The organism is Saccharococcus thermophilus, from assembly GCF_011761475.1.
Classification (GTDB): Bacteria; Bacillota; Bacilli; order Bacillales; family Anoxybacillaceae; genus Saccharococcus; species Saccharococcus thermophilus.
The window spans coordinates 2,028,519-2,053,959 of record NZ_JAASRS010000001.1 but is presented as its reverse complement, the minus strand read 5'-3'; the positions used below and the strand labels follow the sequence as shown (position 1 = coordinate 2,053,959).

The window sequence follows — 25,441 nt, the reverse complement described above, 5'->3', positions numbered from 1 at the left end:
TGTCGAATCAGTTATAATATCAATTATGAGTTTTTATGAATGTTGTGGGCGGTGTTGTACGAAATGTTGTACGAAATATAGAAAATAAGTGAGCAAAATCGACAAATTTAGCGAATTCATTTTATAAAAGCATTTCGTTTCAGAAAGGAAGATATCAATATGTTGGGATTTGGAACAAAAGATCTTGGTATTGACTTAGGTACAGCGAATACCCTTGTATACGTAAAAGGAAAAGGAATTGTGGTGAGAGAACCGTCTGTTGTGGCCATTCAAAAGGATACGAAGCAGATTGTCGCGGTCGGCAACGAAGCGAAAAATATGATCGGCCGCACCCCTGGAAACGTCGTAGCACTAAGGCCGATGAAAGATGGGGTCATCGCCGACTATGAGACGACAGCTACCATGATGAAATATTACATTAAACAAGCGATCAAAAATAAAGGGTTTTTTGCTGGGAAACCGTATGTGATGGTATGTGTGCCATACGGGATCACCGCGGTGGAAGAGCGCGCCGTGATCGATGCGACGCGCCAGGCAGGGGCGCGCGACGCTTATACGATCGAAGAGCCGTTTGCCGCTGCCATCGGGGCGAACCTTCCTGTATGGGAGCCAACGGGAAGCATGGTCGTTGACATCGGCGGCGGTACGACAGAAGTGGCCGTCATTTCGCTTGGCGGCATTGTCACGAGCCAGTCGATCCGCATCGCTGGTGATGAAATGGATGAAGCCATTATTCAATACATTCGCAAAACATACAATTTAATGATTGGCGAACGGACGGCCGAAGCGATTAAAGTCGAAATTGGCTCGGCCGGCAATCCAGAAGGAATTGGCAAAATGGAAATCCGCGGTCGTGATTTATTGACAGGACTTCCAAAAACGATTGAAATCAGCGCCGAAGAAATTGCTGAAGCGCTGCGTGATACCGTTTATGCGATTGTGGATTCCGTCAAAAATACGTTGGAAAAAACACCGCCGGAATTGGCGGCGGATATTATGGACCGCGGCATTGTCCTAACAGGCGGCGGTGCATTGTTGCGCAATCTCGACAAAGTGATCAGCCGGGAAACAGACATGCCGGTGATCGTTGCCGAAAATCCGCTCGATTGTGTAGCCATCGGAATCGGAAAAGCGCTTGATCATATCGATTTATTTAAAAATAAAGCGAAAGACCATTGCTGACAGTAAGAGGGTGTCAACATCATGCCACAGTTCTTTTTAAACAAACGACTTATTTTACTGCTCGTCAGCATGATTATCCTCGTGGCATTGATTGGTTTTTCTTTAAAAGATCGCAAGGAATTGACATGGCCCGAGCAGTTTTTGAAAGATACAACCGGTCTTGTACAAATGTTTTTCCATAAGCCCGCACAACTCGTTGCGGGCTTCTTTGAGAATATTAACGACATTAGAAATACATATAACGAAAACAAGCTGCTCAAGGAACGACTTGAGGAATATGTCACGTTGGAAGCCCAAGTGCAAGCATTGAAAAAGGAAAATGAAAAATTGCGCGCTCTGCTGGATAAAAAAGAGAGCCTTCGCGATTTTATTCCAATCCAAGCTACTGTGATCGGAAGAAATCCAGACCGTTGGCAGGAAACGATCATCGTGAATAAAGGGGAGCAGCAAGGAGTCAAAAAGGATATGGCAGTAATTACCCCGGAAGGACTGGTTGGCAAAGTGCAGCACGCTTCCCAATTCACGTCAACCGTTCAACTATTAAGCGCGCTCGACCAAAATAATCGCATCTCGGCGTACGTGCAGGGGAAAGAAAACGTCTTTGGCTTAATCGAAGGGTATGATGAAAAACGGCGAGAATTATTGTTGAAGGAAATTCCTTTTGATGCAAAAGTGGAGAAAAAGCAAAAAGTGCTGACATCCGGTCTTGGCGGTATTTTCCCAAAAGATCTCCCTATTGGGGAAGTGACGAAAGTAGAACCGGATCAATATGGCCTTACAAAAATCGTTTACGTAAAGCCATTCGCCAATTTATATGACATTGATGATGTCATTATCGTCAAAAGGAAAATTGATGAGACGCTCCAAGGAAGGGAGGAAGCAAAGTGAAAAAATCACTGCTTCCTTTCCTTGCGATTTTGTGCTTTGTCAGTGAAAGCATTTTTGTCGATTTATGGCCAAAGAATGATTTATATATCGATTATTTTTTTGTGCCGCGTTTTTTTCTTGTTTTTCTTGTGTTTACGGCGATCTATATTGGCGGAACGCGCGCGATGATTTACGGGTTTATTTTTGGACTTTTGTATGATTGCGTCTATACCGAATTGCTTGGCGTTTATGCGTTTGCGTTTACATTAATCGCTTATCTCGCTGCAAAAGCGATGAAAGTGCTTTACCAGCATTGGCTTATTGCCTGCTTGCTTGCGCTCTTTTTTATCACCGTTCTTGAATTTTATGTGTACGGCATCCAACTTCTCATTGGAAGAACCAATATGTCATTGCAAACGTTTTGTTCCCATCGGCTATGGCCGACGTTATTGCTCAATATAGTGTTTTTGTTTGTCCTTTCCTATCCGTTGAAGCAACGGCTCGTAAAAATCAAGCGCCTTGAACAGGAAGATTAAAAAGGAAAATGAACGTTTTTTGTAGAATTATTCGTTGAGGTGAACGTTGTGACGAAAAAAAAACAATCATACGTAACGATTAAAGGAACGAAAGATGGGCTAACGTTGCATCTCGATGACAATTGTTCCTACGATGATTTGTTAAAAGAATTAGAGGAAAAATTAACCGTTAGCGCAAAAATAGAACCGGATAGTCCGCTCGTTTCTGTTCATCTCAGAGTAGGAAACCGTTATTTGACGCCAGAGCAAGAAGAAGAGTTGCGCACGTTAATCCGCCGCCAAAAAAACTTGGTCGTTGCTTCCATTGAAAGCAATGTGGTGACAAAAGAAGAGGCGCTCGAGTGGAAACGGAAAACGGAGATTGTGTCCGTTTCCCGAATCGTTCGCTCCGGCCAAGTCTTGCATGTACAAGGAGATCTTTTATTAATCGGCGATGTCAATCCAGGGGGGACGGTGATTGCTGGCGGAAATATTTTTATACTTGGAGCATTGCGGGGAATTGCCCACGCCGGGTATTATGGAAATAAAGAAGCGGTTATTGCTGCATCGGTGATGAAACCAACACAGCTGCGAATTAGTGATGTAATGAATCGGGCTCCCGATTATAAAATCGATGAAGGAAACGAAATGGAGTGCGCATATATCGATGAACATAACCAAATCGTTGTCGATCGCTTGCAGTTGCTGATGCATTTGCGGCCGAATTTGACGCGGTTATAGAAAGGAGAATGTGACAGTGGGAGAAGCTATCGTCATTACATCCGGAAAAGGCGGCGTCGGAAAGACGACGACAACCGCCAACGTCGGAACTGCGCTCGCTATACTCGGAAAGAGGGTTTGTCTTGTCGATACGGATATCGGGTTGCGCAACCTTGATGTCGTCATGGGGCTCGAGAACCGCATTATTTATGACTTGGTGGATGTTGTCGAAGGTCGCTGCACTGTACAAAAGGCGCTAGTAAAAGACAAGCGGTTTGACAATCATCTTTATTTATTGCCTGCCGCGCAGACAAGCGATAAATCTGCCGTCACTCCAGAGCAGATGAAACAGTTAGTAGACGAATTAAAACAAGATTATGATTATGTGTTAATTGACTGCCCGGCAGGCATTGAACAAGGCTACCGCAATGCGGTGGCCGGAGCGGATGAAGCGATTGTCGTAACGACGCCGGAAGTATCATCTGTACGTGACGCTGACCGCATCATCGGTCTGCTCGAAAGCGAGGAACATATCAAACCGCCTCGCCTGATCATTAACCGCATTCGCAGCCATATGGTCAAAAATGGCGATATGCTCGATGTGGACGAAATCGTCATGCACTTATCGATTGATTTGTTAGGAATTATTGCTGATGATGAAAACGTCATCAAAGCTTCCAATAAAGGGGAGCCAATCGTTTTAGATCCGAACAGCAAAGCGTCGATTGCCTACCGCAACATCGCCCGAAGAATTCTTGGCGAATCCGTTCCGCTGCAGCCGTTAGAAGAGGAGCAAAAAGGATTATTCTCGAAAATTAAAAAACTATTTGGCGTGCATTAATCGCTGTCATGAATCCCTGCAAATGAATAAGCAGGGATTTTTTTATCGAAATCATATCTAACAAGGTTGTCTAATAAACTAGTACAAACAATATTAGAAGGGATGGTGAGAGTAATGAATCGACGTGCCCACGAAATTCGTAAGCAGATTGAAAAACGAAGAAAGGCGCGGCAGAACCGCTACGAGGCGCAGCGGCAGGCAATATGGGACTTGACCGACGAAGAGCGGTATGGTCAGCCTGTCGTGACGTATGACCGTTATTCATTAGAAGAATCGTCGCATCCTCTTTTTCCAAAAGAAACGTTTATTTTTAAAACGCTTCTTTCCGCTTGCCTTGTTTTGGTGACTGCTATTTTATTTAAAAATCCAGCTGATTCGTTAGAGCCGGCCCGTCAGTTTGTCAAAAACACAATGGAGCAAGAATTTCAATTTGCTGCTGTTTCTAAATGGTATGAAAAGCAGTTCGGCGAGCCGCTTGCCTTTCTGGCGCCAAAACCGGAAAGCGAAACAAAAACAGTGGGGAAGCAATACGCCGTTCCTGCTTCAGGGCGCGTATTAGAAAGCTTTCAGAAAAACGGCCAAGGCGTGATGATTGAAACAACGAGCAATGCGAAAGTCGAAGCGATGAATGAGGGGATTGTGACATTTGCCGGCACAAAAGAGAAGCTGGGGAAAACGGTCATCATTCAACACGCGGATGGAAGCGAATCTTGGTATGGAAATTTAGGCACGATTTCTGTCAAATTGTATGATTTTGTTGAAACGGGCAAACCAATTGGGACAGCAATGGCGAGCACTGACGATCAAACAAAAGGGGTATTTTATTTTGCGATTAAAAAAGGAGACCATTTCATTGATCCAATTCAGGTGATTTCCTTTGAATAAGTATATTGCGTTATGGACAAAAATTCATGTGCATCCGCTATTATGGCTGTTTTGCGGCATTGCTGTCATCACCGCCCGTTTCCAGCAATTATTTCTGTTATTTATGATCGTGTTGATCCATGAGCTGGGACATGCTGCCGCCGCTGCTTTTTTTTCCTGGCGGATTAAGCAAATTTTGCTTTTGCCGTTTGGAGGTGTGGCGGAAGTCGAGGAGTATGGAAACCGCCCGTTTCGCGAAGAGCTGATTGTGACGCTGGCCGGACCAGCGCAGCATCTATGGCTGATGGCTGTTGCGTTTTTTTTATGGAAGATTGGCTTTATTTCGGATGAAGGATTAGGAATGTTTATCCATTACAACACCGCCATTTTGCTCATTAATTTATTGCCGATTTGGCCTTTAGACGGCGGCAAGCTAGTGTTTTTGTTTTTCACTTATTATTTTCCGTTTAGCGAAGCACATCAAAAAACGATCATGTTTTCTGCTGCCGCACTTGTTTTTTTGGTCATCGGCATTTTGCTTATCGAGCCGAAACAGCTGGATTTATGGATCATTGCCGCCTTTTTAACGATTTCCTTGCAGCAGGAGTGGAGGCATCATCCTTATATCGTCATGCGCTTTTTGCTCGAGCGCTATTACGGGAAACGGAGCGATTATACGAAGTTGCGGACGATTACTGCTTCGGAAGAAGAACGAATTTCCAATGTCTTGCAAAAATTTTACCGCGGACAAAAACATTCCGTGATTGTCGCGAGAGCGAATCATGAGCGGGTGACATTGGATGAAAACGAGCTTTTACATGCCTTTTTTACTGAAAAACAAACCGATGCCCCGTTAAGCCTGCTTATCTATGCGTGAGGAAATGTATTGACATTTTTTATTTTATTATGATACCATATTCTACGTTGTAGAATTTTTGTTCCGCCGGCATGGAGGCGGACAAAAATGGTGCGGCTAATATACTTTACAGCACCCGTACTACAACCGCTCAGCGCGGGTACAAAGCGTTCTGTCACGAGAACCGCCTTGTCGCTGGCGAGTCTGAGTCTATATAAGGAGGTGCAGTTTGATGTACGCAATTATTGAAACTGGCGGTAAACAAATTAAAGTAGAAGAAGGGCAAGAAATTTACATTGAAAAAATCGATGCCCAAGAAGGCGAAACAGTAACCTTTGATAAAGTGTTATTGGTCGGCGGTGAAACGGTAAAAATCGGAAACCCTACAGTTGAAGGGGCAACGGTAACGGCGAAAGTGCAAAAACATGGCCGTCAAAAGAAAATTATCGTGTTCAAATATAAGCCGAAAAAGAACTATCGCCGCAAACAAGGTCATCGCCAACCTTATACGAAAGTAGTTATCGAAAAAATTAATGCATAAAGGCGTTGCCGATGATCAAAGTAGAAATTGAACGCACGAAGGAAGGCAAAATTCGCGCGTTTACGATGAAAGGGCATGCGAATTTTGCCGAACGCGGACAAGATATTGTTTGTGCAGGCGCGTCGGCCGTATCGTTCGGCATCGTCAATGCGATCGAAGCGCTGACAAAGACTCGGCCGTATATTACGCAAGGTGAAGAAGGCGGCTATCTTCGCTGTGAGCTTCCTGAAATGGAAGATGCAGCGACGGCAGAGAAAGTTCAGCTTCTCTTAGAAGCAATGCTCGTTTCCCTGCAAACGATCGAGCGTGATTACGGAAAGTACATTCGCATTATTCAGCGATAGCCAGGAGGTGACACGGATGTTAAGACTAGATCTCCAATTTTTCGCTTCGAAAAAAGGGGTAGGTTCGACGAAAAACGGTCGCGATTCCATCGCGAAACGCCTTGGGGCAAAACGCGCTGACGGCCAATTCGTTACTGGCGGTTCGATTCTTTATCGTCAACGCGGTACGAAAGTTCATCCAGGTTTGAACGTAGGACGCGGCGGCGATGATACGCTTTACGCAAAAATCGACGGCATCGTTCGTTTTGAACGTCTTGGCCGCGACCGCAAAAAAGTGAGCGTCTATCCTGTCAGCAAAGAAGCATAAGTAAACGTGAAAAAACTCTAACCTTTTGGTTAGAGTTTTTTGTTTTTCCGAAAAAGATGAAAAACCATTCACGATTGTTGTAAAAAAATGCTATAGTAAAGATAAACAGTAAAGTGATGAAGTTTTGTAATTTAGGAATAGGAGCGCTTTAGATGGAGAAGCAATGGAGAATCGTCGATGTATTGCGCCATTCTCGCCATGACTGGCTAAATAAAATTCAGCTCATTAAAGGAAATTTGGCGCTAAATAAAATAGAGCGGGTTTACGAAATTATCAATGACATTATTTGCGAGATGCAGCACGAAACAAAGCTGACCAATTTAAAAGCGGTGCAATTTGCCGAGCTGCTTATGACTTATAACTGGCAGCCGCGACTTATTTCCTTGGAGTATGAAGTGCTTGGCGAGGAACGTGATTTGTCGCTTTATGATGAAGATTTAACGCAATGGAGCAGCAGCTTTTTAGCGTTTATGGAGAGGCAGGCGGATGCGCGGCGGGAAAATCATATGAGCATTTCCATTGAAGTAATGCCGGAAGAGGTAAACATATTTTTTGATTATAGCGGGGCGATGGAAGATACCAATGCGATTAGAGACTGGCTTTATCGCCATCCACCATCCCCTTCCATTTATCTTGACTCTTTTGACATACATACGGACGAAATGACTGTATTGATCAAAATTGCATTTAGCTAAGTATGGACATAATAGAAAAATTATTTATTTTTCGTGTGCAGCGTTAAAAGTTCCATTCTGATGAAATAAAAAGTTTGCCACACGGTTTTTCGGCTGACGGAGGCAAGTCATGGACTTGCCTTCGTTACGCTAATGCGTGGCAGTTGGCCGAGCTTGGCAGGTAAATATGCTGTTGCCCGGTACTTTTTCCTATTTGCATCTTTTTTGCTTTTTCTTTATGAAGCAATATACTATTGACAGCCTTTTCTTTGCTTTTGTATACAATAATAAACAGTGATAGCATTTCAACAACAGATCGGAGGAACGAAGATGTTTGTCGACCAAGTGAAAATTTATGTAAAAGGAGGCGACGGCGGCAACGGAATGGTTGCGTTTCGCCGTGAAAAATACGTGCCAAAAGGCGGTCCTGCCGGCGGTGATGGCGGAAAAGGCGGAGATGTTGTCTTCGTCGTCGACGAAGGATTAAGGACGCTGATGGATTTCCGCTATCAGCGCCATTTTAAGGCGGCGCGAGGGGAAAATGGCATGTCGAAAAATCAGCACGGAAAAAACGGGGAAGATTTGATCGTAAAAGTTCCGCCGGGTACGGTTGTCATCGATGCGGATACGAGTCAAGTGCTGGCCGATTTAACGGAAAACGGCCAACGGTTTGTCGTCGCAAAAGGAGGGCGCGGCGGACGGGGAAATACACGTTTTGCCACCCCAGCAAACCCGGCGCCGGAAATTGCCGAAAATGGGGAGCCGGGAGAAGAACGCAACGTCATTCTGGAATTGAAGCTGCTTGCCGATGTCGGCTTAGTCGGTTTTCCAAGTGTCGGAAAATCGACGCTTCTTTCTGTCGTTTCCGCGGCGAAGCCAAAAATTGCCGAATACCATTTTACTACGCTCGTTCCTAATTTAGGCGTCGTCGAAACGGATGACGGCAGAAGCTTTGTCATGGCCGATCTTCCTGGACTGATTGAAGGCGCCCATCAAGGAGTCGGGTTAGGCCATCAGTTTTTGCGCCATATCGAACGGACGCGCGTCATCGTCCATGTCATTGATATGGCGGCGACGGAAGGGCGGGATCCGTACGAAGATTATTTAGTGATCAATGAGGAGTTAAAACAATACAATCTGCGCCTGACGGAACGCCCGCAAATTATTGCCGCCAATAAAATGGACATGCCGAATGCCGAAGAAAACTTGCAAAAGTTTAAAGAAAAAATCGGAGACAACGTGCCGATTTTTCCAATTTCTGCGGTAACAAGACAAGGGGTGCGCGAGATGCTATTTGCCATCGCCGACCTGTTAGAAACGACGCCGGAATTCCCGCTTCACGAAGTGGAAGAGCCAGCGGTGCAGCGCGTCGTCTACAAGTATGAAAAAGAGGCGCCGCCGTTTACGATTACAAGAGGCAGCGATGGTGCGTTTATTTTATCCGGAGAAAAAGTAGAAAAACTATTTAAAATGACCGACTTTTCAAGGGAAGAATCCGTCCGCCGCTTTGCGCGGCAGCTGCGGGCAATGGGAGTGGATGACGCGCTGCGCGAACGAGGAGCGAAAGATGGCGACATTGTAAGGCTGCTCGATTATGAATTTGAATTTGTCGATTAATGTGAAGGGGGCAGGGGAGGCTTCATTGGATAAAAAATTTTACTTAGTTCGCGAGGACGTATTGCCGGAAGCGATGAAAAAAGTGCTGTTGGCCAAAGAATTGATCGAGCGCAAAAAAGTCGATTCGGTGGCTGAGGCGGTGCAGCTCGTTGATATTAGCAGGAGCGTATTTTATAAATACCGTGACGCGGTATTTCCGTTCCAAGCCGTAATCAAGGAAAATATTGTTACGTTATTTTTTCATTTAGAAGACCGTTCCGGCACGCTTTCCCAACTGCTTGGCGTTGTCGCCGCCGCCGGCTGCAACGTGCTGACGATTCATCAGACGATTCCGCTCCAAGGCCGTGCCAATGTTACGTTATCCATCAGCACCAATGAAATGAAAGAAGATATCAATGAGCTGCTTTCGAAATTGCGGCGGCTCGAATTTGTCGAAAAGGTAGAGATTGTCGGTTCAGGAGTGTATTAACGCAAGGGGAGAGGCAAGATAATGAAAATAGGCTATTTAGGACCAAAAGCGACATTTACGGACTTAGCGGTAACGACGATGTTTCCGCATAGTGAAAAAATTCCATACGATACGATTCCAGAATGCATCGATGCCGTCAGTGAGGGAAAGGTCGATGCCGGCGTCGTGCCGCTGGAAAATGCGTTAGAAGGATCCGTGAATTTAACGTTGGACTATTTAATTCATGAACAATTGCTGCCGATCGTCGGAGAAATTATCGCCCCGATTCAGCAGCATTTAATGGTGCATCCGTACCACGCCCATCATTGGAGGGAGATAAAAGAAGTTTATTCGCACTCCCACGCGATCGCCCAATGTCATAAATTTTTGCATACGTCTTTGAAAAACGCCAAACAGGTGTATATGACATCGACAAGCGCGGCGGCCAAATTTGTCAGTGAGCACCCGCACCTTCCGATTGCAGCGATCGCCAACCGATTAGCGGCACAAGAGTACGGGCTGACGATCGTGCGCGAAAACATTCACGACTACGATTATAACCATACGCGCTTTATCGTCGTCCGCAAACAAAATAAGCCGCTGGATATCGATTCGCCGCTTTACGCGGGCGATAAAACGACGATTGTCGTCATGCTTCCAAAAGATCAGCCCGGCGCGCTGCACCAGGTGCTGTCCGCGTTTGCGTGGCGCAAATTAAACTTGACGAAAATTGAGTCGCGCCCTGCCAAAACGGGATTAGGAAACTACTTTTTTATCATTGATATTGACCAAAAGATGGATGAGGTGCTCATCCCCGGAGCCATCGCGGAAATCGAAGCGCTCGGATGCTCTGTGCAAGTGTTAGGAAGTTATCCGTATTATTCGATTACAAAGGAAGCGAAAAACGTAAAATAGCTCAATATGTTATTTATTATGATACCTGTTTTTCAGGTGTCATTTTTTTTTGCCTCGTTTTTATTTGCTAGTATTTTCAGACTAATTTAAATACAGAACTTTCAATTTATTTTTAATTATTATAATATTTAATACATATACAATCGTTTAGCATTGATAACTTTCAGGAATGGGAGGTGTTATGTTTCTTTTTGTTCAAGTTGATCGAAAAACGAAAGGGTGGTTTCGACAAGATGAGAGATTGTTCCAGTCTCATCATCGCATTTGTTTTCGTTGCAAGACCGGCATTGGCCTCGACTGAATTACGGTGCGACTGTTTCTGACAAAAGAGAAATAGGATAATTGTCTTATAGCAGATGAGGGGGGGAGGACTTGTATGCCTGAAAGGGTTTTGAGCCGGTTTGATGATTTTAACCATTTGGAGAAAACTCTCAAAAAAAATTGGGAGCGCTTTTTTGTAGACGGCGTATTGCCATATGGTTACCGACCTATCATTACATCTTCTTGGGAGCGCTGCGTACGAAACCAGGTAGATCCCTTGAAAAAAGAAGCGAGGATGGTTTACGAGAACTCCTCCTTGCTTGCAAAAAAGGAACAGCACCGATTTTTGCTTGATCTTGCACGACCTTATATAGAAGAGATGTTTCGTTATTTCAATGATGAAGACATCATGGTGGTATTGTGTGATCATGATGGAATCATTCTTGAAGGAAAAGCCAATGAGAATACGAAGCGCATGTTAGAGCGTATCCGATTTCAACCGGGTGCGGACTGGAACGAGCAAGTAGCGGGAACGAATGCCATTGGAACAGCGCTGATGGAGAAAAAGCCGGTGCAGATTTTTTCGGCTGAACATTTCTGCCAAGGTTGGCATCCGTGGGTTTGCTCTGCCGCTCCTATCCGTGACCCGTTTACAGAGCAGATTATTGGTGTATTAAATATGACAGGAAAGAAAAAGCTGGTACAAGCCCACGATATCTTTTGGGTCGTCAGCCAGGCGCAAAAGATCGAGCAAGCTATCGGATTCCATCTCATGCAGCAAAATATTTTCTCGTTTAAATCTGTGTTGGATACCATTCATGACCCTTTCGTTATTTTTGACATGGATGGAAGGATCACCCGGCATAATGATGCTGCTAAATTTTTGCTCGGAATTAAAATAGGAGAACGTATAGAAAGTTACATGGATGCCCCGATTTACCAGAAAGATTTGAAGGATCTGTCGAACAAAGGAATGCAGGCGTTGTTTCGCGGAAAAGATGGAACGGATTGGCGGATCCGCATCCAACCGTATAAAATGGGGACCTATTTGTTTGGGGGAATGGCCATTTTTCAGAAGATCGGCAGCAAAACGTCCATACACGTCCGCCCAAAGGGCAATAGCACCAGGTATTGCTTTAACCATCTGCTGACGAAGGAACCGTCGATGATCAGATTGATCAAGTTGGCAGGAAAAGCATCATTCAGCGATAAAACGGTGTTGATTACCGGTGAAACGGGAACGGGCAAGGAGGTTCTGGCACAGTCCATCCACGCCTATGGCCCCCGACGGCAAGGTCCGTTTGTTGGAGTTAACTGTGGCGCGATCCCCAAGGAACTGGTGGCAAGCGAATTATTCGGTTATGAGGGAGGAGCGTTTACTGGGGCAAAATCACAAGGAAAGAAGGGAAAATTTCTTCTCGCTGACAAAGGAACTATTTTTCTGGATGAGATTGGGGATCTCCCGTTGGATGCGCAAGTGTGTCTTCTCCGGGTACTAGAGGAACGCGCGGTTTTCCCTATTGGCGGAACGGAGCCGATTCCTATTGATGTAAGGGTTATTGCCGCTACGCATAAGGATTTGAAAAAAGAGATCAAAAAAGGTAATTTCCGAGAAGATCTTTACCATAGGCTGAATGTCATTTCCTTATCGGTTCCTCCATTAAGAGAGCGGCGCGGCGACATTTCTTTGTTGGTTGAATCTTTTCTTCGCGACGCCTGTGAAGGGAAGACTTGTCCGCAAATCGAGGATGAGGTATGGGGGATTTTCCATTCTTACCAGTGGCCGGGGAATATCAGGCAGTTGAAAAATGTAGTGGAACAAGCCATTTTTCATTCCGATGGCCAGGTCATCACGATCAATGATCTTCCACAGGAACTGCTGATGGGAATGGAAAAACCATCAACGGATTTAAACAAAACCTACGAATCCAGCCAATGGGCAGGGCGAAAAAAGAAGCTGACCCGGGAAATTTTGATCGAAGTTCTGAAGAAAACAAATGGATGTGTATCGGAAGCAGCGCGGCTGCTAAACGTGTCCCGGATGACGATTTACCGCAAACTGAAAGAATTTGGTTTGGAATAAGGTTCATCGGATATTCAAATTGTCACAAATATTTTAATTGTCACAAATTTAAAAAATGTTACATGTGTCACATTTGTCACAAAAGTAACAAAAAGGATGATAAAAAGACAAAAAGGGGCAGAAATGCCTCTTTTTTTGTTATTTTCAGACAATTTAATCATCATTCTAAGTTGGCACACTTCTTGCAATATAAAAAAGCAGAAATGAGAAAAAGGGGGGAATCAAGCGTTAGCAACCATTAGCAGGCTATTGCGCACAAAAAACAGAAAAAGAAAGGAGAATCCAATGTGGGAATATTAATCAACATCGACAACGGCGGAACCTTCACGGACGTTTGCCTCGTGGCCGGAGAGCAAGTAGTCCGCACCAAGACATTGACAACACCTTATGATTTGACCAAATGTTTCATTGAAGTTTTGAAAGCGGGTTCAAAGGAGCTGTACGGACAGGAAAACCTGCAAAAGCTTTTAGCAGAGACAGACTATATCCGCTATTCCACTACGGCGGGCACGAATGCTATCGTCCAGAAAAAAGGCCCACGTCTTGGCTTGATTTTGCGCGAAGGGGTGGACCCGGCCTTTCTCCTCGAGGGTCAGGAAGAGAGAGAGATGTTTGCGGCCATGGTGGATGATCGGGTGGTGGGAATCGACGTCAACGAAGAGCAAAGCAAACTGGAAGCGAGAGTCGTAGAGGCCGTCAACCGATTGCTGTCACAGGGTGCCAACCGGCTGGTGGTCAGTCTGGGCGGGCCTACAATGGTGGAAGACGAAGGGAAAATTCGCAATATCATTCTGCGCAAGTATCCACGCCACTTGCTAGGAGCGGTTCCAGTCCTGTTTTCCCATGAACTGGTGGAAGACCAAGATGACGTTAAGCGGACATGGGGAGCCTTGATCAATTCCTTCCTTCACCCGGGGATGGAACGCTTTTTGTATAATGCGGAAAACTTTTTGCGGGAATACCGCGTGAAAAACCCGATGCTTATTTTTCACAATGATGGAAACTCGGCGAGAGTGGCCAAAACCACAGCGATCAAAACCTATGGGTCGGGTCCGCGTGGAGGAATGGAAGGGACGAAGGCTTTAGCCCAACACTACAAGATCCCGGCATTATTGACCTTGGATATTGGAGGAACGACATCCGATATTGGTTTGGTAAAGGCAGGCCAGATTAAGGAGGATGTATACGGAAGGATCGAAGGGATTTCCACACCATTCTCGTTATGCGACCTGATTAGCGTAGGTGCAGGAGGAAGCTCGATCTTTAAGGTGGTCGACGGAGAGATTGTGGTGGGGCCGGAAAGTGTAGGGGCAGCACCTGGGCCAGCATGCTTCGGGCGTGGAGGTACGGAACCTACGATTACGGATGCTTATCTTCTCATGGGAGTATTGGATTCCCGTTCTTATTTCCGCGGCAGCATGGTTCTCGATGAATCCCGTGCCAAGTCGGCAATTGAGGAAAAAATCGCGAAGCCGTTGGGGATCGGCCTGGAAGATGCTCTTTTAAAAATGGAACAGGCATATGTGAAGAAAATCGCTGACGGATTGAGGGTCTATCAAAATCAAGCGGATGAAGTGACCTTGCTGGCTTTTGGCGGTGCCGGACCGATGAGCGCTTGCGGTGTGGCGAGAGCGGCAGGAATCAAACAGATTATCGTACCTCGCTTGGCTGCAGTTTTCAGTGCTTTCGGAATTACCTTCAGTGATATTGCACATGAATATCAAGCGAACATTGTCGAACTGAACCGTCAGGTATTGCAAGAAAAACTCGACCAGTTGGAAGAACGTGCAAAACGGGATATGTTTGCCGAAGGGTTTGACATTTCCGAGTGTACGATTCACACCCATCTCAGCTTTTTCCGTGAAGGCGAGTACCAAACCATAGATTTTGATAAGAAGGACGGATTGAATGTCGCTTTGGAAGGTGTGTCGGATATTCGACTTCATCTGAAGGTGGTCAAGCCAATCTCTCACTTTAAGTTGGAAGAGAACAAGGAACTGAAAGACTACAAGCCGCAACCGGCTTATCAGAAATCGATCCTTCATGCAGTCAATCAAGCGGTTGAGGTTCCTGTTTACCGCTTCGATGACTTGCAGCCAGGTGCTGCCGGTGTTGGCCCGGCCTTGATTGAAGATGAATATTTCACGTGCCGCATATTGGAAGGCTGGACATTCCGGATTAACGAGAACAAGGACATCTTTCTCCATGATGAAGGGAGGAAATCGTAATGAAAATCAATATGACTGAGTATTTGGCAATCGATCTGGAAAAAGAGTTGTGGTGCTGCCGCAAGTGCAATCACGAGATAGCGCCGGCACGCGAAAACTATAAAGAAGGTCTGCTTGTGTACAATCGCGACCCGCGGGAAATTCATCGACCGATTATTAATCCGGACTGGTATGAATTTACCTTCGCCCCGGATCCGACTTGGTGCCAAATCCTCGAGTATTATTGCCCGAATTGCGCTACCCAAGTTGAAGTGGAGTATCTGCCGCCGGGCCATCCGCCGATTCATGACATGGAATTTGATATCGATGCCTTAAAAGAGCGCTATTTAACAAGAAAGGGGAAATGAGCCATGAAGCAAGTAAGTGTGGATATTGGTGGAACCTTTACCGACTGCTTTTTGGTATGGGATGACATTTATCTGGAAACGAAAGCGTTAACAACTCACCACAATTTGGCGCTTGGTTTTATGGACGCACTTGAGCAAGCGTGCAACGAGCTCGGGAAAGACATTCGTACCGTGCTTTCCCAATTGGATTCCGTCCGATATGCAACGACACTGGGAACGAACGCCCTCATCGAACGTAAAGGACCGAAAATCGGTTTATTGACCACAGCGGGGTATGAGAGTCAGGTTCCTTTAAGCCGCGGCCGTGGATATGGCGATGGCTTGACCCCCCTGGAGCAGCAGGATTTGCCCGCCGCTCGGCGTCCGGAACCGATCGTGCCGATTCCCATGATCGCAGGGGTTCGCGAGCGGATCGACTATAAAGGGGAGATCGTGATGCCGCTCGATGAAGAACACCTTCGCAAGCAGATCCGCCTGCTTGTTGACCGCGGGGCCCAGGCGTTCGTCATCGGTCTGATGAATTCCGTCGTCAATCCGGTGCACGAACGCCGCGTGGAAGAAATTATTCTCGAAGAATATCCAACACATATGTTAGGCGCGATTCCGGTTATTTTGTCCCATCAGGTTGCTGAACGCAAAGGGGAGTATGTGCGCATCACCTCCGCGATTTTGGATGCCTACCTGCATGACCAAATGTATCACGCGTTGAGCTCGCTGGAAATGACGCTGAAAGAATACGGCTATAACAAACCGATGCTGGTCGTACACAATATCGGCGGTATGGCTCAGCTGAACTCCACCCATGCCCTGCAAACTATCCATTCCGGTCCGACTGCGGGGATCAATGCGGCTGAACACCTTTCGGAGGAATTTGAGGTTGGGCACCTGGTGGCCATGGATATGGGGGGAACAAGCTGCGATATCGGGATCGTTGTCGGCGGCGGGATCCGCTTCTATGATTTCAACCCGGTCATTGACCGCTGGCTGGTCAGCGTCCCGATGCTCCATTTGGGGATTATCGGTGCCGGCGGAGGTTCCATCGCGCGTTATGATAAAACATTGAAACACATTGAAGTAGGACCAGCCAGCGCCGGTTCCGATCCCGGTCCGGCATGCTTCGACCGCGGCGGAACGAATCCGACGGTTACGGATGCCGACCTGATTTTAGGTTATCTGGATCCGGGGTATTACGCCGAAGGCCATATCAGCTTGAACAAAAAACGCGCTGAATTTGCCATTCGCGAAGCGATTTGCGAAGAGCTGGATATCGATGTGGTGGAGGCGGCTCGTCAGATCAAGAAGAAAGTAGACACCAATATGGCCCATGCCATTTTCAAGGAACTCGGCGTAAAAGGATATGACCCGAAAAACTTCACGTTGCTGGCGTATGGCGGTAACGGTCCGCTGCACTGCTGCGGTATTGCCAAAGTACTTGAGATGGAGAAGATTCTCATTCCGCCTTTCTCTCCGATCTTCTCGGCAGTGGGAGCGGGGATCATGAATCTCGTCAATATTCATGAAAAATCCGTTTTCATGAACATTTATGATTCCAATACGCGCAGTCTCTTTAGCGAATTTGACTGCTTCAATCAATATGTAAAGGAATTGGAAGAGGCAGGAAAAGAAGAGCTGCTGCGCCAGGGTATTCCAGCGGAAGCCATCCAGCACCGTTTGGAATTGGACATGCGGTACGGAAACCAATTGACCCAGACCTCCGTTATCTCACCCGTCAACCGCTTGAATAACATGTCCGATGTGCTGCAACTGGTTGAGGCTTTCAGCGTCAACTATGGTGAACGTTTTGGGGAAGGCAGCCAGCAGCCTGAAGCGGGGATTCGCATCAATACGATTCGTGTCCTGTCCTACGTCGAGCTAGATCGGGTCAAATTCAAAAAGCCGGTGGAAGGCCCAGCGAAAACACCGAAGCCGCATAGCCAACGTAAATGCTACTTTGTCGATATCGAAGGTCCCGTATTGACCAATGTGTATCGCACGCAAACGATTGAACCTGGTTCGGTGATCGAAGGACCTGCGCTGGTCGAATCGCCGCGCACGACGTATTTGATTGAGCTGGGTTGGAAATTGGTGATGGGTGAACAAAACTCGGCCTGGATCGTCAGAACCCGGAAGGACAGTCTTGGGGAAAAAATGGAACTCGAATCGCTGTCCAAAAATTAAAAAAGGGAGTGTGAAACGATGGCTATTGATGTGAACAAACGCGAACAAGAGCTGGTAGAGAAATTTTTAAAAGAAACCACCCTTTTCCTTGGTCCAACGCCGGAATTGATGCAAGACCATACTCTGGCTCCGATTACGGAAAGGGAAATTGAAGCCATCCGCAAGGTCAACAATCCTTCCGTGCTTAGTGTGGCGCGCAGCAAGATGCAGGCCGGAACCAACGAAGCTTTCGAAATGCTCGAGCAAATCGGGGCCGCACCCGGCGCGAAATGGGGTGATTTGGTTTGCGGGATCTTTACGGCGAAAGGGGATTTGTCCATCGTCAGCTCTGGCGGGGTTCTCATCTTCGCCGGATGTACCCAATACGGGGTTAAATATATTGTGCAAAACTGGTTGAACGATCCTGAGGTAGGCGTCAAACCAGGCGATATCTTTTATTACAACGACGCCCGCTATGGCGGGGTCCACAATACCGACCAAAACCTGATTTTGCCGGTTTTCCACGAAGGAGAGTTAATCGCTTGGATCGTTACGGTTGTCCATGAAGGGGAAAACGGAGCGATTGAACCGGGAGGGATGCCATCCGCTGCCGAACAGGTGTATGACCAAGGGCTGATGATTTCACCGGTTAAGGTCGGAGAAAATTATAAGTTTTACAAAGACCTTGTTACGTATTTCCAAAACTCGGTACGTGAGCCGAAATTGCAATTGGTGGATATGAAAGCCAAGCTTCATGCCGCCCTCCGGATTGAACAGCGCATTAAGGAAACGATTGAGGAATACGGCGTGGATGCGGTGATTGCGGTATTGAGAAAAACCTTGGACGATACGGTCGAAGAAGTCAAGCGCCGCATTTCCCAATGGCCAGATGGAAAAGTGCGGATGATGGGAATTGCGGACAGCACCTTGCGTGAAAACCTGATGATTAAGGTGAATCTCGAGCTGACCAAAAAAGGAGATGAACTCACGCTTGATTTCCGTGGCTCATCCCCCGAGTTCGCCAACCGCCCCAACAACTCGGTCACCAGTGCGATGAAGGGGATGCTCGCCCAGTTGTTCCTTTCCTTTGTCTGGCCGGATCTTCCAAGAAACCAAGCGGTATTGGCTCCGATGAAGTTTATCATTGATGAACATTCGATCTACAATGCTTCCTACGACGTTCCGAACGCGCAAAGTATGATGACCTTCTTCCCGGCGTTTACGGTAACGCAGGCGGCTTTGGCCAAATTCTTGTACAGCAGCCCGGAAAAAGCGACGAAGGTTGTGGCTCCTTGGTACAACATGATTCGAACTTGTATCTATGGTGGGGTCACCCAACATGGGGAAACCGTGGGGAATCTGTGCGCAGACTTGAACGGGATGCCGGGCGGAGCAAGGGAAGGCCTCGACGGCGAGCATGCCATTGCGCCGATCTTTGCCCCGATGGCGGAGCAAGGGGAGCAAGAGCTGATTGAGGAAGAAGTGCCGATTATGCAGCTTTCCCGCCGCTTGATGAAAGACAACCAAGGATTCGGGAAGTATCGCGGCGGACAGGGTTATCAGATGTTTATCACGCAAAAGGATTCCGATTTCTTCGGGTTCATGTCAACGACCATCGGTTCCAAATATCCGTCCACATATGGGATTTTTGGAGGTTATGGCTGCCCGACATACCCGCTGTGCAAAATCAAGGGCGTCAATATTTTCGAGATTATGAAAAATGAACCGGAAAAGATGGTCTATACAACCGAAGAGATCATGAACAATCGTCCGTTCGAAAACGCCACCTACACCACGCATCACTTCGGAATGCAGTTTGAACTGGCCGAAGAAGGCGAAATCTATATCTATACGCAAGGGGCAGGCGGCGGATACGGAGACGTGCTCGACCGTGATCCGAAATTGGTGATTAAGGACGTGGAGGAAGATCTGATCTCGCAAGAAACCGCCAATAACATTTACAAGGTATTCTATGATCCGGAAACACTGGTACTGGACGTAGAAAAAACCGAAGAAGCACGGAGGCAGGAGAGAGAAGCACGGAAAAAACGCGGTGTTCCTTATCGTGAATTCGTGAAGAATTGGGTAACGGATGAACCGCCTGCCCATCTTCCGTTCTATGGCTGCTGGAAGGAGAGAGAAGTGATCTATGCCGGATCGCCTGACAACAAAATGACGGAAGGCAACCTGAAGGCCGTATGGCTGCCGAATCCGAAGGATGTGCGAATCGCTCAATTGGAGGCGGAACTGGAGGCCTTGAAAAACAAACAAAAACAATAACGAACAAGTCAGCAAGGGGGGAGTATTCAAATGGATTTAAAAAGAAAGGTGTGGCTGGATTTTATTCCCTACGCAAAACGCCTGTTTTCCGGTGGAAGAAATGATATTTGGCAAAATCCGGATACCTTTTTATCTGTCTATAGCCAAGGTCAGGGATTGCTGCGGTCGGACGTACTGAATATTCCTGTAGGTGAAGTATATGTAAGACTATTGGAGCGGGAATCCGGTTTAGTTGAAGAATGGGCAGGAAAGAGACCGACATTCTCCTTGAAAAAGCTTCTTGCCCTTGACGAACCACGGGAGTTTTTGAGGGAAGTGTTAGCCGGATTGCAAAATCTTTACCGGGGAGTTCAGCCCATTGTCTTAACGCTCCCCTCTCCCCAAAAATGGCTTCAATGGCTGCACACAAAGGTTCGTCCGGGACAAGAGATCTCTATAAACAGCGATGATGTGGAAGCTGCGGCCATGTATTTAGCGGAATATGTACGCGCTTTTTCCACCTCAGGTTTGGCGGCCGTTGTGTTGGAAGAACCTGCTGATCCGGTTATTCAGCACAAGGAAGCGATCCCCCTGTATCAGCCGATTGTAAATCTGGCAAACCATTATCAATGGTCGGTGGGAATATCCCTAAGCGGAGCGACGGTAGAGTTTTCTGAAGGGGACAATGAAGTCGATTTCTATCTCATGTCAAATGCAGACCCAGCAGCAATAAGCGGTTATTGGGAGAAGGGGTTCAATATCGGTGGGGGATTAAACAGGGACTTCTGGTCGGGTGAGCAAAATGTGCCCCCACTCTCCGATAGTGGGTTTGCTTATGGGGAAATTCCGGAAGAGGCTGAACCGGAAATGGTTCTGTCCCAGTTGCAAAAGCTGCGGTCATAATGAATTTTGAAACCATCCATAATCTCGTGACCTATCTGGGTCACGAGGTTCTTTTCTAAAACGAATGGCATAGGGATTGGTTTGTGGACGATACCAGAAGGAGGTACAACTATGTTCAACCCCTATTTAACTTTGAAAAGTCTCTATCGAAAAGCGCTCTATCAACATGGCGAAAAGATAGCCGTAGTATTTGAAGGGAAATCGGTTACCTATAGAGAACTGCTGAAATCCGCCAACCGTGTGGCCCGGGCATTGATTCGCTGCGGGGTGAAACCGGATACCCGGGTGGCATTGCTGATGTCGAACTGCTTGGAGTACGTCATGAGTGATATGGGCATCATTCAAGCTGGTGCTGCAAAAGTTCCTTTGAATGATATGTTGGGAGAAAAAGAAATTTCTTATATATTAAAGGACTCGAATGCGGAAGTCGTGATCGTGGGCAGGAACTTTTTCGATGTTGTGAACAAAATCAAGGATGATTTACCGGAACTTAAAAAGATCGTGGGGATTGCTCCGGCGGAACAGTGCCCGGACGGTTTTGTTTCGTGGGAAGACTTTCAAGCCAATGAACCGGAAACCAACGTGGATGTCAACGTTTCTTCGAAAAACTTGGCCGTGATTATGTATACCGGGGGGACAACCGGTTTGCCCAAGGGGGTTGTACATACCCAAGAGAACATTGTGATAAATCTGTTTTCACATATCATTGAGCTTGGTTTGCAGGATGATGAAAGAATACTGTTAACATCTCCTTTGCCGCATAGTGCAGGTTTTATTCTATCGGCTGGCTTGATCAAAGGGACCGTCAATTTCATTGAACGCAAATTCGATCCGCAAGGGGTCCTCGATCATCTGGAAAAGAACAGGATTACCTTAACATTTATGGTGCCAACTATGATTTATCGCGTCATGGACCAAATCCAGGGGCGGGAATATGATTTCAGTTCGCTTCGAACCATTCTCTACGGTGCAGCGCCGATTACAGTGGAACGGCTAAAACAGGGGTTTGAAATCTTTGGGCCCGTTTTTATGCAGCTGTTTGGACAATCCGAAGCGCCGAATTTCATTACCCGCTTGAAAAAATCAGATCACACGATGGATCCCTCTTATGAAAGACGGTTAAGAAGCTGCGGACAACCGGTAGCGATGGCCCAGGTCAAAATTGTGGATGAAGAAGGCAATGAAGTTCCGCGCGGAGAGAAGGGCGAAATCGTCGCATGGACTCCGTACAATATGATCGGGTATCACAAGCAGCCAGATAAGACTGCTGAAACATTGAAAGACGGTTGGCTGCATACGGGGGACGTGGGAATGATGGATGAAGACGGGTATGTCTATCTCTTGGACCGCAAGAAAGACATGATCATTACCGGCGGAATGAACGTGTATACGACCGAAGTCGAGAATGCCATTCAAAAGCATCCCGGAGTAAGCCAGGTTGCCGTAATTGGAGTTCCCCACCCGGACTGGGGAGAAGCGGTAATGGCTATCATTGTGCCAAAAGAAGGCCATTCCCTGACGGAGGAAAGCATTCGGGAACTGTGCGCCAAGGAACTATCCAAATACAAGTGGCCGAAGGAAATCCGACTTGTCGATGCACTGCCTTTAACCCCGTATGGAAAAATCGACAAAAAAGCGCTGCGCAAGCCTTACTGGGATTTGGCAAGCCGGAATATCAATTAGACAGGGAGGGGAGAAACGGTGTTGGAAACGACAATCGGCGAATTGTTCGATAAAGCGGTGAAACAATATCCGGACAAAATCGCGGTAAAAGACCAACGCCGCCGCATCACGTACGCGGAAATCGGGGAAGAAGTCAACCGTTGTGCAAACGCTCTTTTTCAAAAGGGGATACAGCCCGGAGATCGTGTAGCCTTATGGATGCAAAACTGCATTGAATACATTGTTTGCGATTTTGCCATTGCCAAACTTGGGGCTGTCCGCGTGCCGCTGAACACCTTTTTAAGTGATGCGGAAGTGGCTTACCGGCTGGAGGATGCCGGGGCCAAAGCGGTGATATGTGACAGTGAATACATGGAGCGTGTGCAAAATATCCTGCAACAAACCTCCGCGCAGCCGATGGTAATCACGGTGGGAAACGAAGGGGAACACAGCCTGGAGTCTTTGATCGAGAAGGCCTCTCCTGAGCCTCCGAAGATTGCGGTTGGATACGAAGATTTGGCAGCAATCATGTACACGGGAGGCACGACCGGCCGTTCTAAAGGGGTCATGCATACGCACAAATCAACGATTTCCCTCATGTATAGTGAAATCGTTGAGTTTGAACTGGAACGCGGGGTGGTGATGCTGCATGTGGCGCCGCTGCCCCATGCGGTTGGTTTCATGATCCTGCCAGGTCTGCTGCGCGGAGGGACGCATATTCTCCAGCAAGGTTTTCATCCGAAGAAGTTCTGCGAGACTGTGGAAAAGGAAAAAGTGACATTTGCTTTCCTCGTTCCCACCATGATTTATTCACTGCTCGATTTTCCGGATCTTCCATCATATGATTTATCCAGTCTTCGTACCTTGATTTACGGTGCTGCGCCGATGGCTCCGTCCCGCATCAAACAGGCATTAGAAACTTGGGGGCCCATTTTGATTCAGGTATATTCACAAATGGAAGTGGCTAACCAAACAACGATCTTAACTAAGTCGGATCATCTGACTTATTCTGTGGATGAAGAAAAGCGGCTGTCTTCCTGTGGCCGTCCGATCATCATGTCCCAGGTGAAAATTGTTGACGAGGAAGGCAGGGAGGTACCAACGGGAATGGTCGGAGAAATCGTTACTCGGGGTCCGCATATGATGAAAGGTTATTGGAGGATGGAAGAAGAAACCGAAAAAACGATCCGCAATGGCTGGCTGCATACCGGAGACATGGCATATCAGGATGAGGAAGGTTACATTTACTTAGTGGACCGCAAGAAAGATATGATTATCAGCGGTGGATTCAACGTCTACACCACGGTGGTGGAGAAAGCCCTGTTTGAACATCCGAGCGTTCGTCAGGCGACGGTGATCGGGGTTCCTGACGAAAAATGGGGGGAAGCGGTAAAAGCATTTGTGGTGGCAGATCCGGCCAGCCGACTGAGTGAAGAAGAGCTGATTCAATTTTGTAAACAACGTTTAGCCAAATATGAAGTGCCAAAATCGATTGAATTTGTCGACTCGCTTCCTTTGACCGCCTATGGAAAAATTGACAAAAAGGCATTGCGGGCACCTTTCTGGGGCAGTAAGGAGCGGCAAATAAACTAATTGTGGGAGGGAGCAAAATGCAAAAAGTTGTTGTGCTGGGAGTGGGCATGACCCGGTTCGGCAAATATCCAGACCGAAGTTTGAAAGAATTGGCACGGGAAGCGCTTCATGGTGCGTTAACAGAAGCAAGGATCAGCCTTTCGAAGATTGAAGCGGCCTATGTAGGAAATGCGGTGGCCGGTATCATTACAGGACAAGAATGCATCCGCGGACAAGTAATGTTGTCAGGAACAGGCTTGGAAGGGATTCCTATTTTTAATGTTGAAAATGCTTGTGCCAGCGGTTCTTCCGCTTTCCATATGGCGTGGATGTCTGTTGCTTCTGGGATGTATGATGTGGTACTGGCTTTGGGTGCCGAAAAAATGATTCATCCCGATCGTACGAGAGCCTTTCAGGCTTTGAAAGGGGCCGCAGACGTGGAAGAGCTTGACAAGTTCCCAGGAGGCGGTAAGGATAGGAACAATCAGAGTTTGTTTATGGATTACTATGCGATGGAAGCTCGTAAACATATGGAACTATATGGAACGAGTATGGAAACCTTCGCCAAAATCGCGGTGAAAAACAGCCGTAACGGAAGCTTGAATCCCAATGCTCAGTATCAAAAACAACAAACGCTCGAGGATGTTCTGGGGTCGCGGATCATTAGCGATCCCTTGCGCCTTCTCATGTGTTCGCCGTTAAGTGACGGAGCGGCTGCTGCCATCCTTTGCAGTGAGAAAATTTCCAGACAGCTGACTAACGATCCGGTGTTTGTCGCAAGCTCTGTGGTTTATTCGAGTAACTCCAGCGGTGATATGGGTCCTTCCAACACCGAAAGGGCAGCGGCTAAAGCTTATGCGTTGGCTGGAATCCAGCCATCGGATGTACAGGTGGCGGAAGTCCACGATGCTGCGGCTCCCGGCGAGCTTTGGGCGTATGAACATTTAGGGTTTTGCGCTCCAGGGGATGGGGCACGGCTGGTGGAGTCCGGAGCCACCGAAATCGGGGGACGGATTCCTGTCAATCCCAGCGGCGGGTTGATTGCCAAGGGTCATCCAGTAGGGGCCACGGGGATTGCCCAGATTGCCGAAATAGTATGGCAACTGCGGGGGCATGCGGGAAAAAGACAAATTCCAGGACGAGTTAAGATCGGATTGACGCACAATGCGGGCGGTTTTCTAAATGGCGGAAGCGCTGCGGTGGCCATTCATATTCTGACTCGTTAACGTATTTACTTCGGAAAACTCGACATGGAAGATTTTGTTTCATCTCGATTGC

Annotated in this window: 23 protein-coding genes and 1 other annotated feature; all 23 genes read left to right on the top strand. The window is 47.1% G+C overall.

Going from position 1 to position 25,441, the window contains the following annotated elements; genetic code table 11:
• Positions 1-159: 159 nt before the first annotated feature.
• Entirely contained in the window at positions 160-1,182 is a 1,023-nt protein-coding gene (locus tag BDD39_RS10735; protein ID WP_166910538.1) for a rod shape-determining protein, read from the top strand.
• A gap of 21 nt (positions 1,183-1,203) precedes the next feature.
• Positions 1,204-2,070 carry a rod shape-determining protein MreC gene (gene mreC / locus BDD39_RS10730; RefSeq protein ID WP_166910537.1) on the top strand — a complete coding sequence of 289 codons (867 nt, stop codon included), beginning with the start codon at positions 1,204-1,206 and terminating at the stop codon, positions 2,068-2,070.
• Positions 2,067-2,585 carry a rod shape-determining protein MreD gene (gene mreD / locus BDD39_RS10725; RefSeq protein WP_166910536.1) on the top strand — a complete coding sequence of 173 codons (519 nt, stop codon included), beginning with the start codon at positions 2,067-2,069 and terminating at the stop codon, positions 2,583-2,585. Before mreC ends, mreD begins: the two co-directional genes overlap by 4 nt.
• A gap of 48 nt (positions 2,586-2,633) precedes the next feature.
• A complete protein-coding gene (gene minC, locus BDD39_RS10720; protein ID WP_166910535.1) occupies positions 2,634-3,305 on the top strand; it encodes a septum site-determining protein MinC in 672 nt (223 codons plus the stop codon).
• 16 nt (positions 3,306-3,321) lie between these two features.
• Entirely contained in the window at positions 3,322-4,125 is an 804-nt protein-coding gene (gene minD / locus BDD39_RS10715; RefSeq protein WP_166910534.1) for a septum site-determining protein MinD, read from the top strand.
• 114 nt (positions 4,126-4,239) lie between these two features.
• Complete coding sequence (locus tag BDD39_RS10710) at positions 4,240-5,010, top strand: M23 family metallopeptidase (protein WP_166910533.1); 771 nt, start codon at positions 4,240-4,242, stop codon at positions 5,008-5,010.
• Positions 5,003-5,866: a M50 family metallopeptidase gene (locus BDD39_RS10705; protein ID WP_166910532.1), complete on the top strand. Its 864-nt coding sequence runs from the start codon at positions 5,003-5,005 to the stop codon at positions 5,864-5,866. Before BDD39_RS10710 ends, BDD39_RS10705 begins: the two co-directional genes overlap by 8 nt.
• 114 nt (positions 5,867-5,980) lie before the next feature.
• Positions 5,981-6,061: a sequence feature (ribosomal protein L21 leader region), on the top strand.
• Between the two features lie 16 nt (positions 6,062-6,077).
• A complete protein-coding gene (gene rplU / locus BDD39_RS10700; RefSeq protein ID WP_166910531.1) occupies positions 6,078-6,386 on the top strand; it encodes a 50S ribosomal protein L21 in 309 nt (102 codons plus the stop codon).
• Positions 6,387-6,397: 11 nt separating this feature from the next.
• A complete protein-coding gene (locus BDD39_RS10695; RefSeq protein WP_166910530.1) occupies positions 6,398-6,730 on the top strand; it encodes a ribosomal-processing cysteine protease Prp in 333 nt (110 codons plus the stop codon).
• Between the two features lie 16 nt (positions 6,731-6,746).
• Positions 6,747-7,037: a 50S ribosomal protein L27 gene (rpmA, locus tag BDD39_RS10690; RefSeq protein ID WP_017435526.1), complete on the top strand. Its 291-nt coding sequence runs from the start codon at positions 6,747-6,749 to the stop codon at positions 7,035-7,037.
• A 152-nt stretch (positions 7,038-7,189) separates the two neighbouring features.
• Positions 7,190-7,732 carry a sporulation initiation phosphotransferase B gene (locus BDD39_RS10685; protein WP_166910529.1) on the top strand — a complete coding sequence of 181 codons (543 nt, stop codon included), beginning with the start codon at positions 7,190-7,192 and terminating at the stop codon, positions 7,730-7,732.
• 309 nt (positions 7,733-8,041) lie between these two features.
• Positions 8,042-9,328: a GTPase ObgE gene (gene obgE / locus BDD39_RS10680; protein ID WP_166910528.1), complete on the top strand. Its 1,287-nt coding sequence runs from the start codon at positions 8,042-8,044 to the stop codon at positions 9,326-9,328.
• Positions 9,329-9,353: 25 nt separating this feature from the next.
• Positions 9,354-9,797 (top strand): ACT domain-containing protein, encoded by a 444-nt coding sequence (locus BDD39_RS10675; protein ID WP_166910527.1) that lies wholly within the window; start codon positions 9,354-9,356, stop codon positions 9,795-9,797.
• Between the two features lie 21 nt (positions 9,798-9,818).
• Positions 9,819-10,691 carry a prephenate dehydratase gene (gene pheA, locus BDD39_RS10670; protein WP_166910526.1) on the top strand — a complete coding sequence of 291 codons (873 nt, stop codon included), beginning with the start codon at positions 9,819-9,821 and terminating at the stop codon, positions 10,689-10,691.
• 577 nt (positions 10,692-11,268) lie between these two features.
• A complete protein-coding gene (locus BDD39_RS10665) occupies positions 11,269-13,035 on the top strand; it encodes a sigma-54-dependent Fis family transcriptional regulator (RefSeq protein WP_243846022.1) in 1,767 nt (588 codons plus the stop codon).
• A 287-nt stretch (positions 13,036-13,322) separates the two neighbouring features.
• Positions 13,323-15,263, top strand: coding sequence for a hydantoinase/oxoprolinase family protein (locus BDD39_RS10660; protein ID WP_208404374.1), 1,941 nt, complete (start codon positions 13,323-13,325; stop codon positions 15,261-15,263).
• Entirely contained in the window at positions 15,263-15,610 is a 348-nt protein-coding gene (locus BDD39_RS10655; protein WP_166910524.1) for an acetone carboxylase subunit gamma, read from the top strand. The genes BDD39_RS10660 and BDD39_RS10655 overlap by 1 nt, the downstream gene beginning before the upstream one ends.
• Positions 15,611-15,613: 3 nt before the next feature.
• A complete protein-coding gene (locus tag BDD39_RS10650; RefSeq protein ID WP_166910523.1) occupies positions 15,614-17,788 on the top strand; it encodes a hydantoinase/oxoprolinase family protein in 2,175 nt (724 codons plus the stop codon).
• Between the two features lie 18 nt (positions 17,789-17,806).
• On the top strand, positions 17,807-20,047 hold the full coding sequence (locus BDD39_RS10645) for a hydantoinase B/oxoprolinase family protein (RefSeq protein WP_166910522.1): 2,241 nt from the start codon (positions 17,807-17,809) through the stop codon (positions 20,045-20,047).
• A 30-nt stretch (positions 20,048-20,077) separates the two neighbouring features.
• The gene (locus tag BDD39_RS10640; protein WP_166910521.1) at positions 20,078-20,929 is read left to right on the top strand and encodes a hypothetical protein; all 852 of its coding nucleotides are present in this window, start codon (positions 20,078-20,080) and stop codon (positions 20,927-20,929) included.
• Between the two features lie 111 nt (positions 20,930-21,040).
• A complete protein-coding gene (locus BDD39_RS10635) occupies positions 21,041-22,612 on the top strand; it encodes a class I adenylate-forming enzyme family protein (protein ID WP_166910520.1) in 1,572 nt (523 codons plus the stop codon).
• A 21-nt stretch (positions 22,613-22,633) separates the two neighbouring features.
• On the top strand, positions 22,634-24,184 hold the full coding sequence (locus BDD39_RS10630) for a long-chain-fatty-acid--CoA ligase (protein WP_166910519.1): 1,551 nt from the start codon (positions 22,634-22,636) through the stop codon (positions 24,182-24,184).
• A 17-nt stretch (positions 24,185-24,201) separates the two neighbouring features.
• On the top strand, positions 24,202-25,389 hold the full coding sequence (locus BDD39_RS10625; RefSeq protein ID WP_166910518.1) for a thiolase family protein: 1,188 nt from the start codon (positions 24,202-24,204) through the stop codon (positions 25,387-25,389).
• Positions 25,390-25,441: the final 52 nt, after the last annotated feature.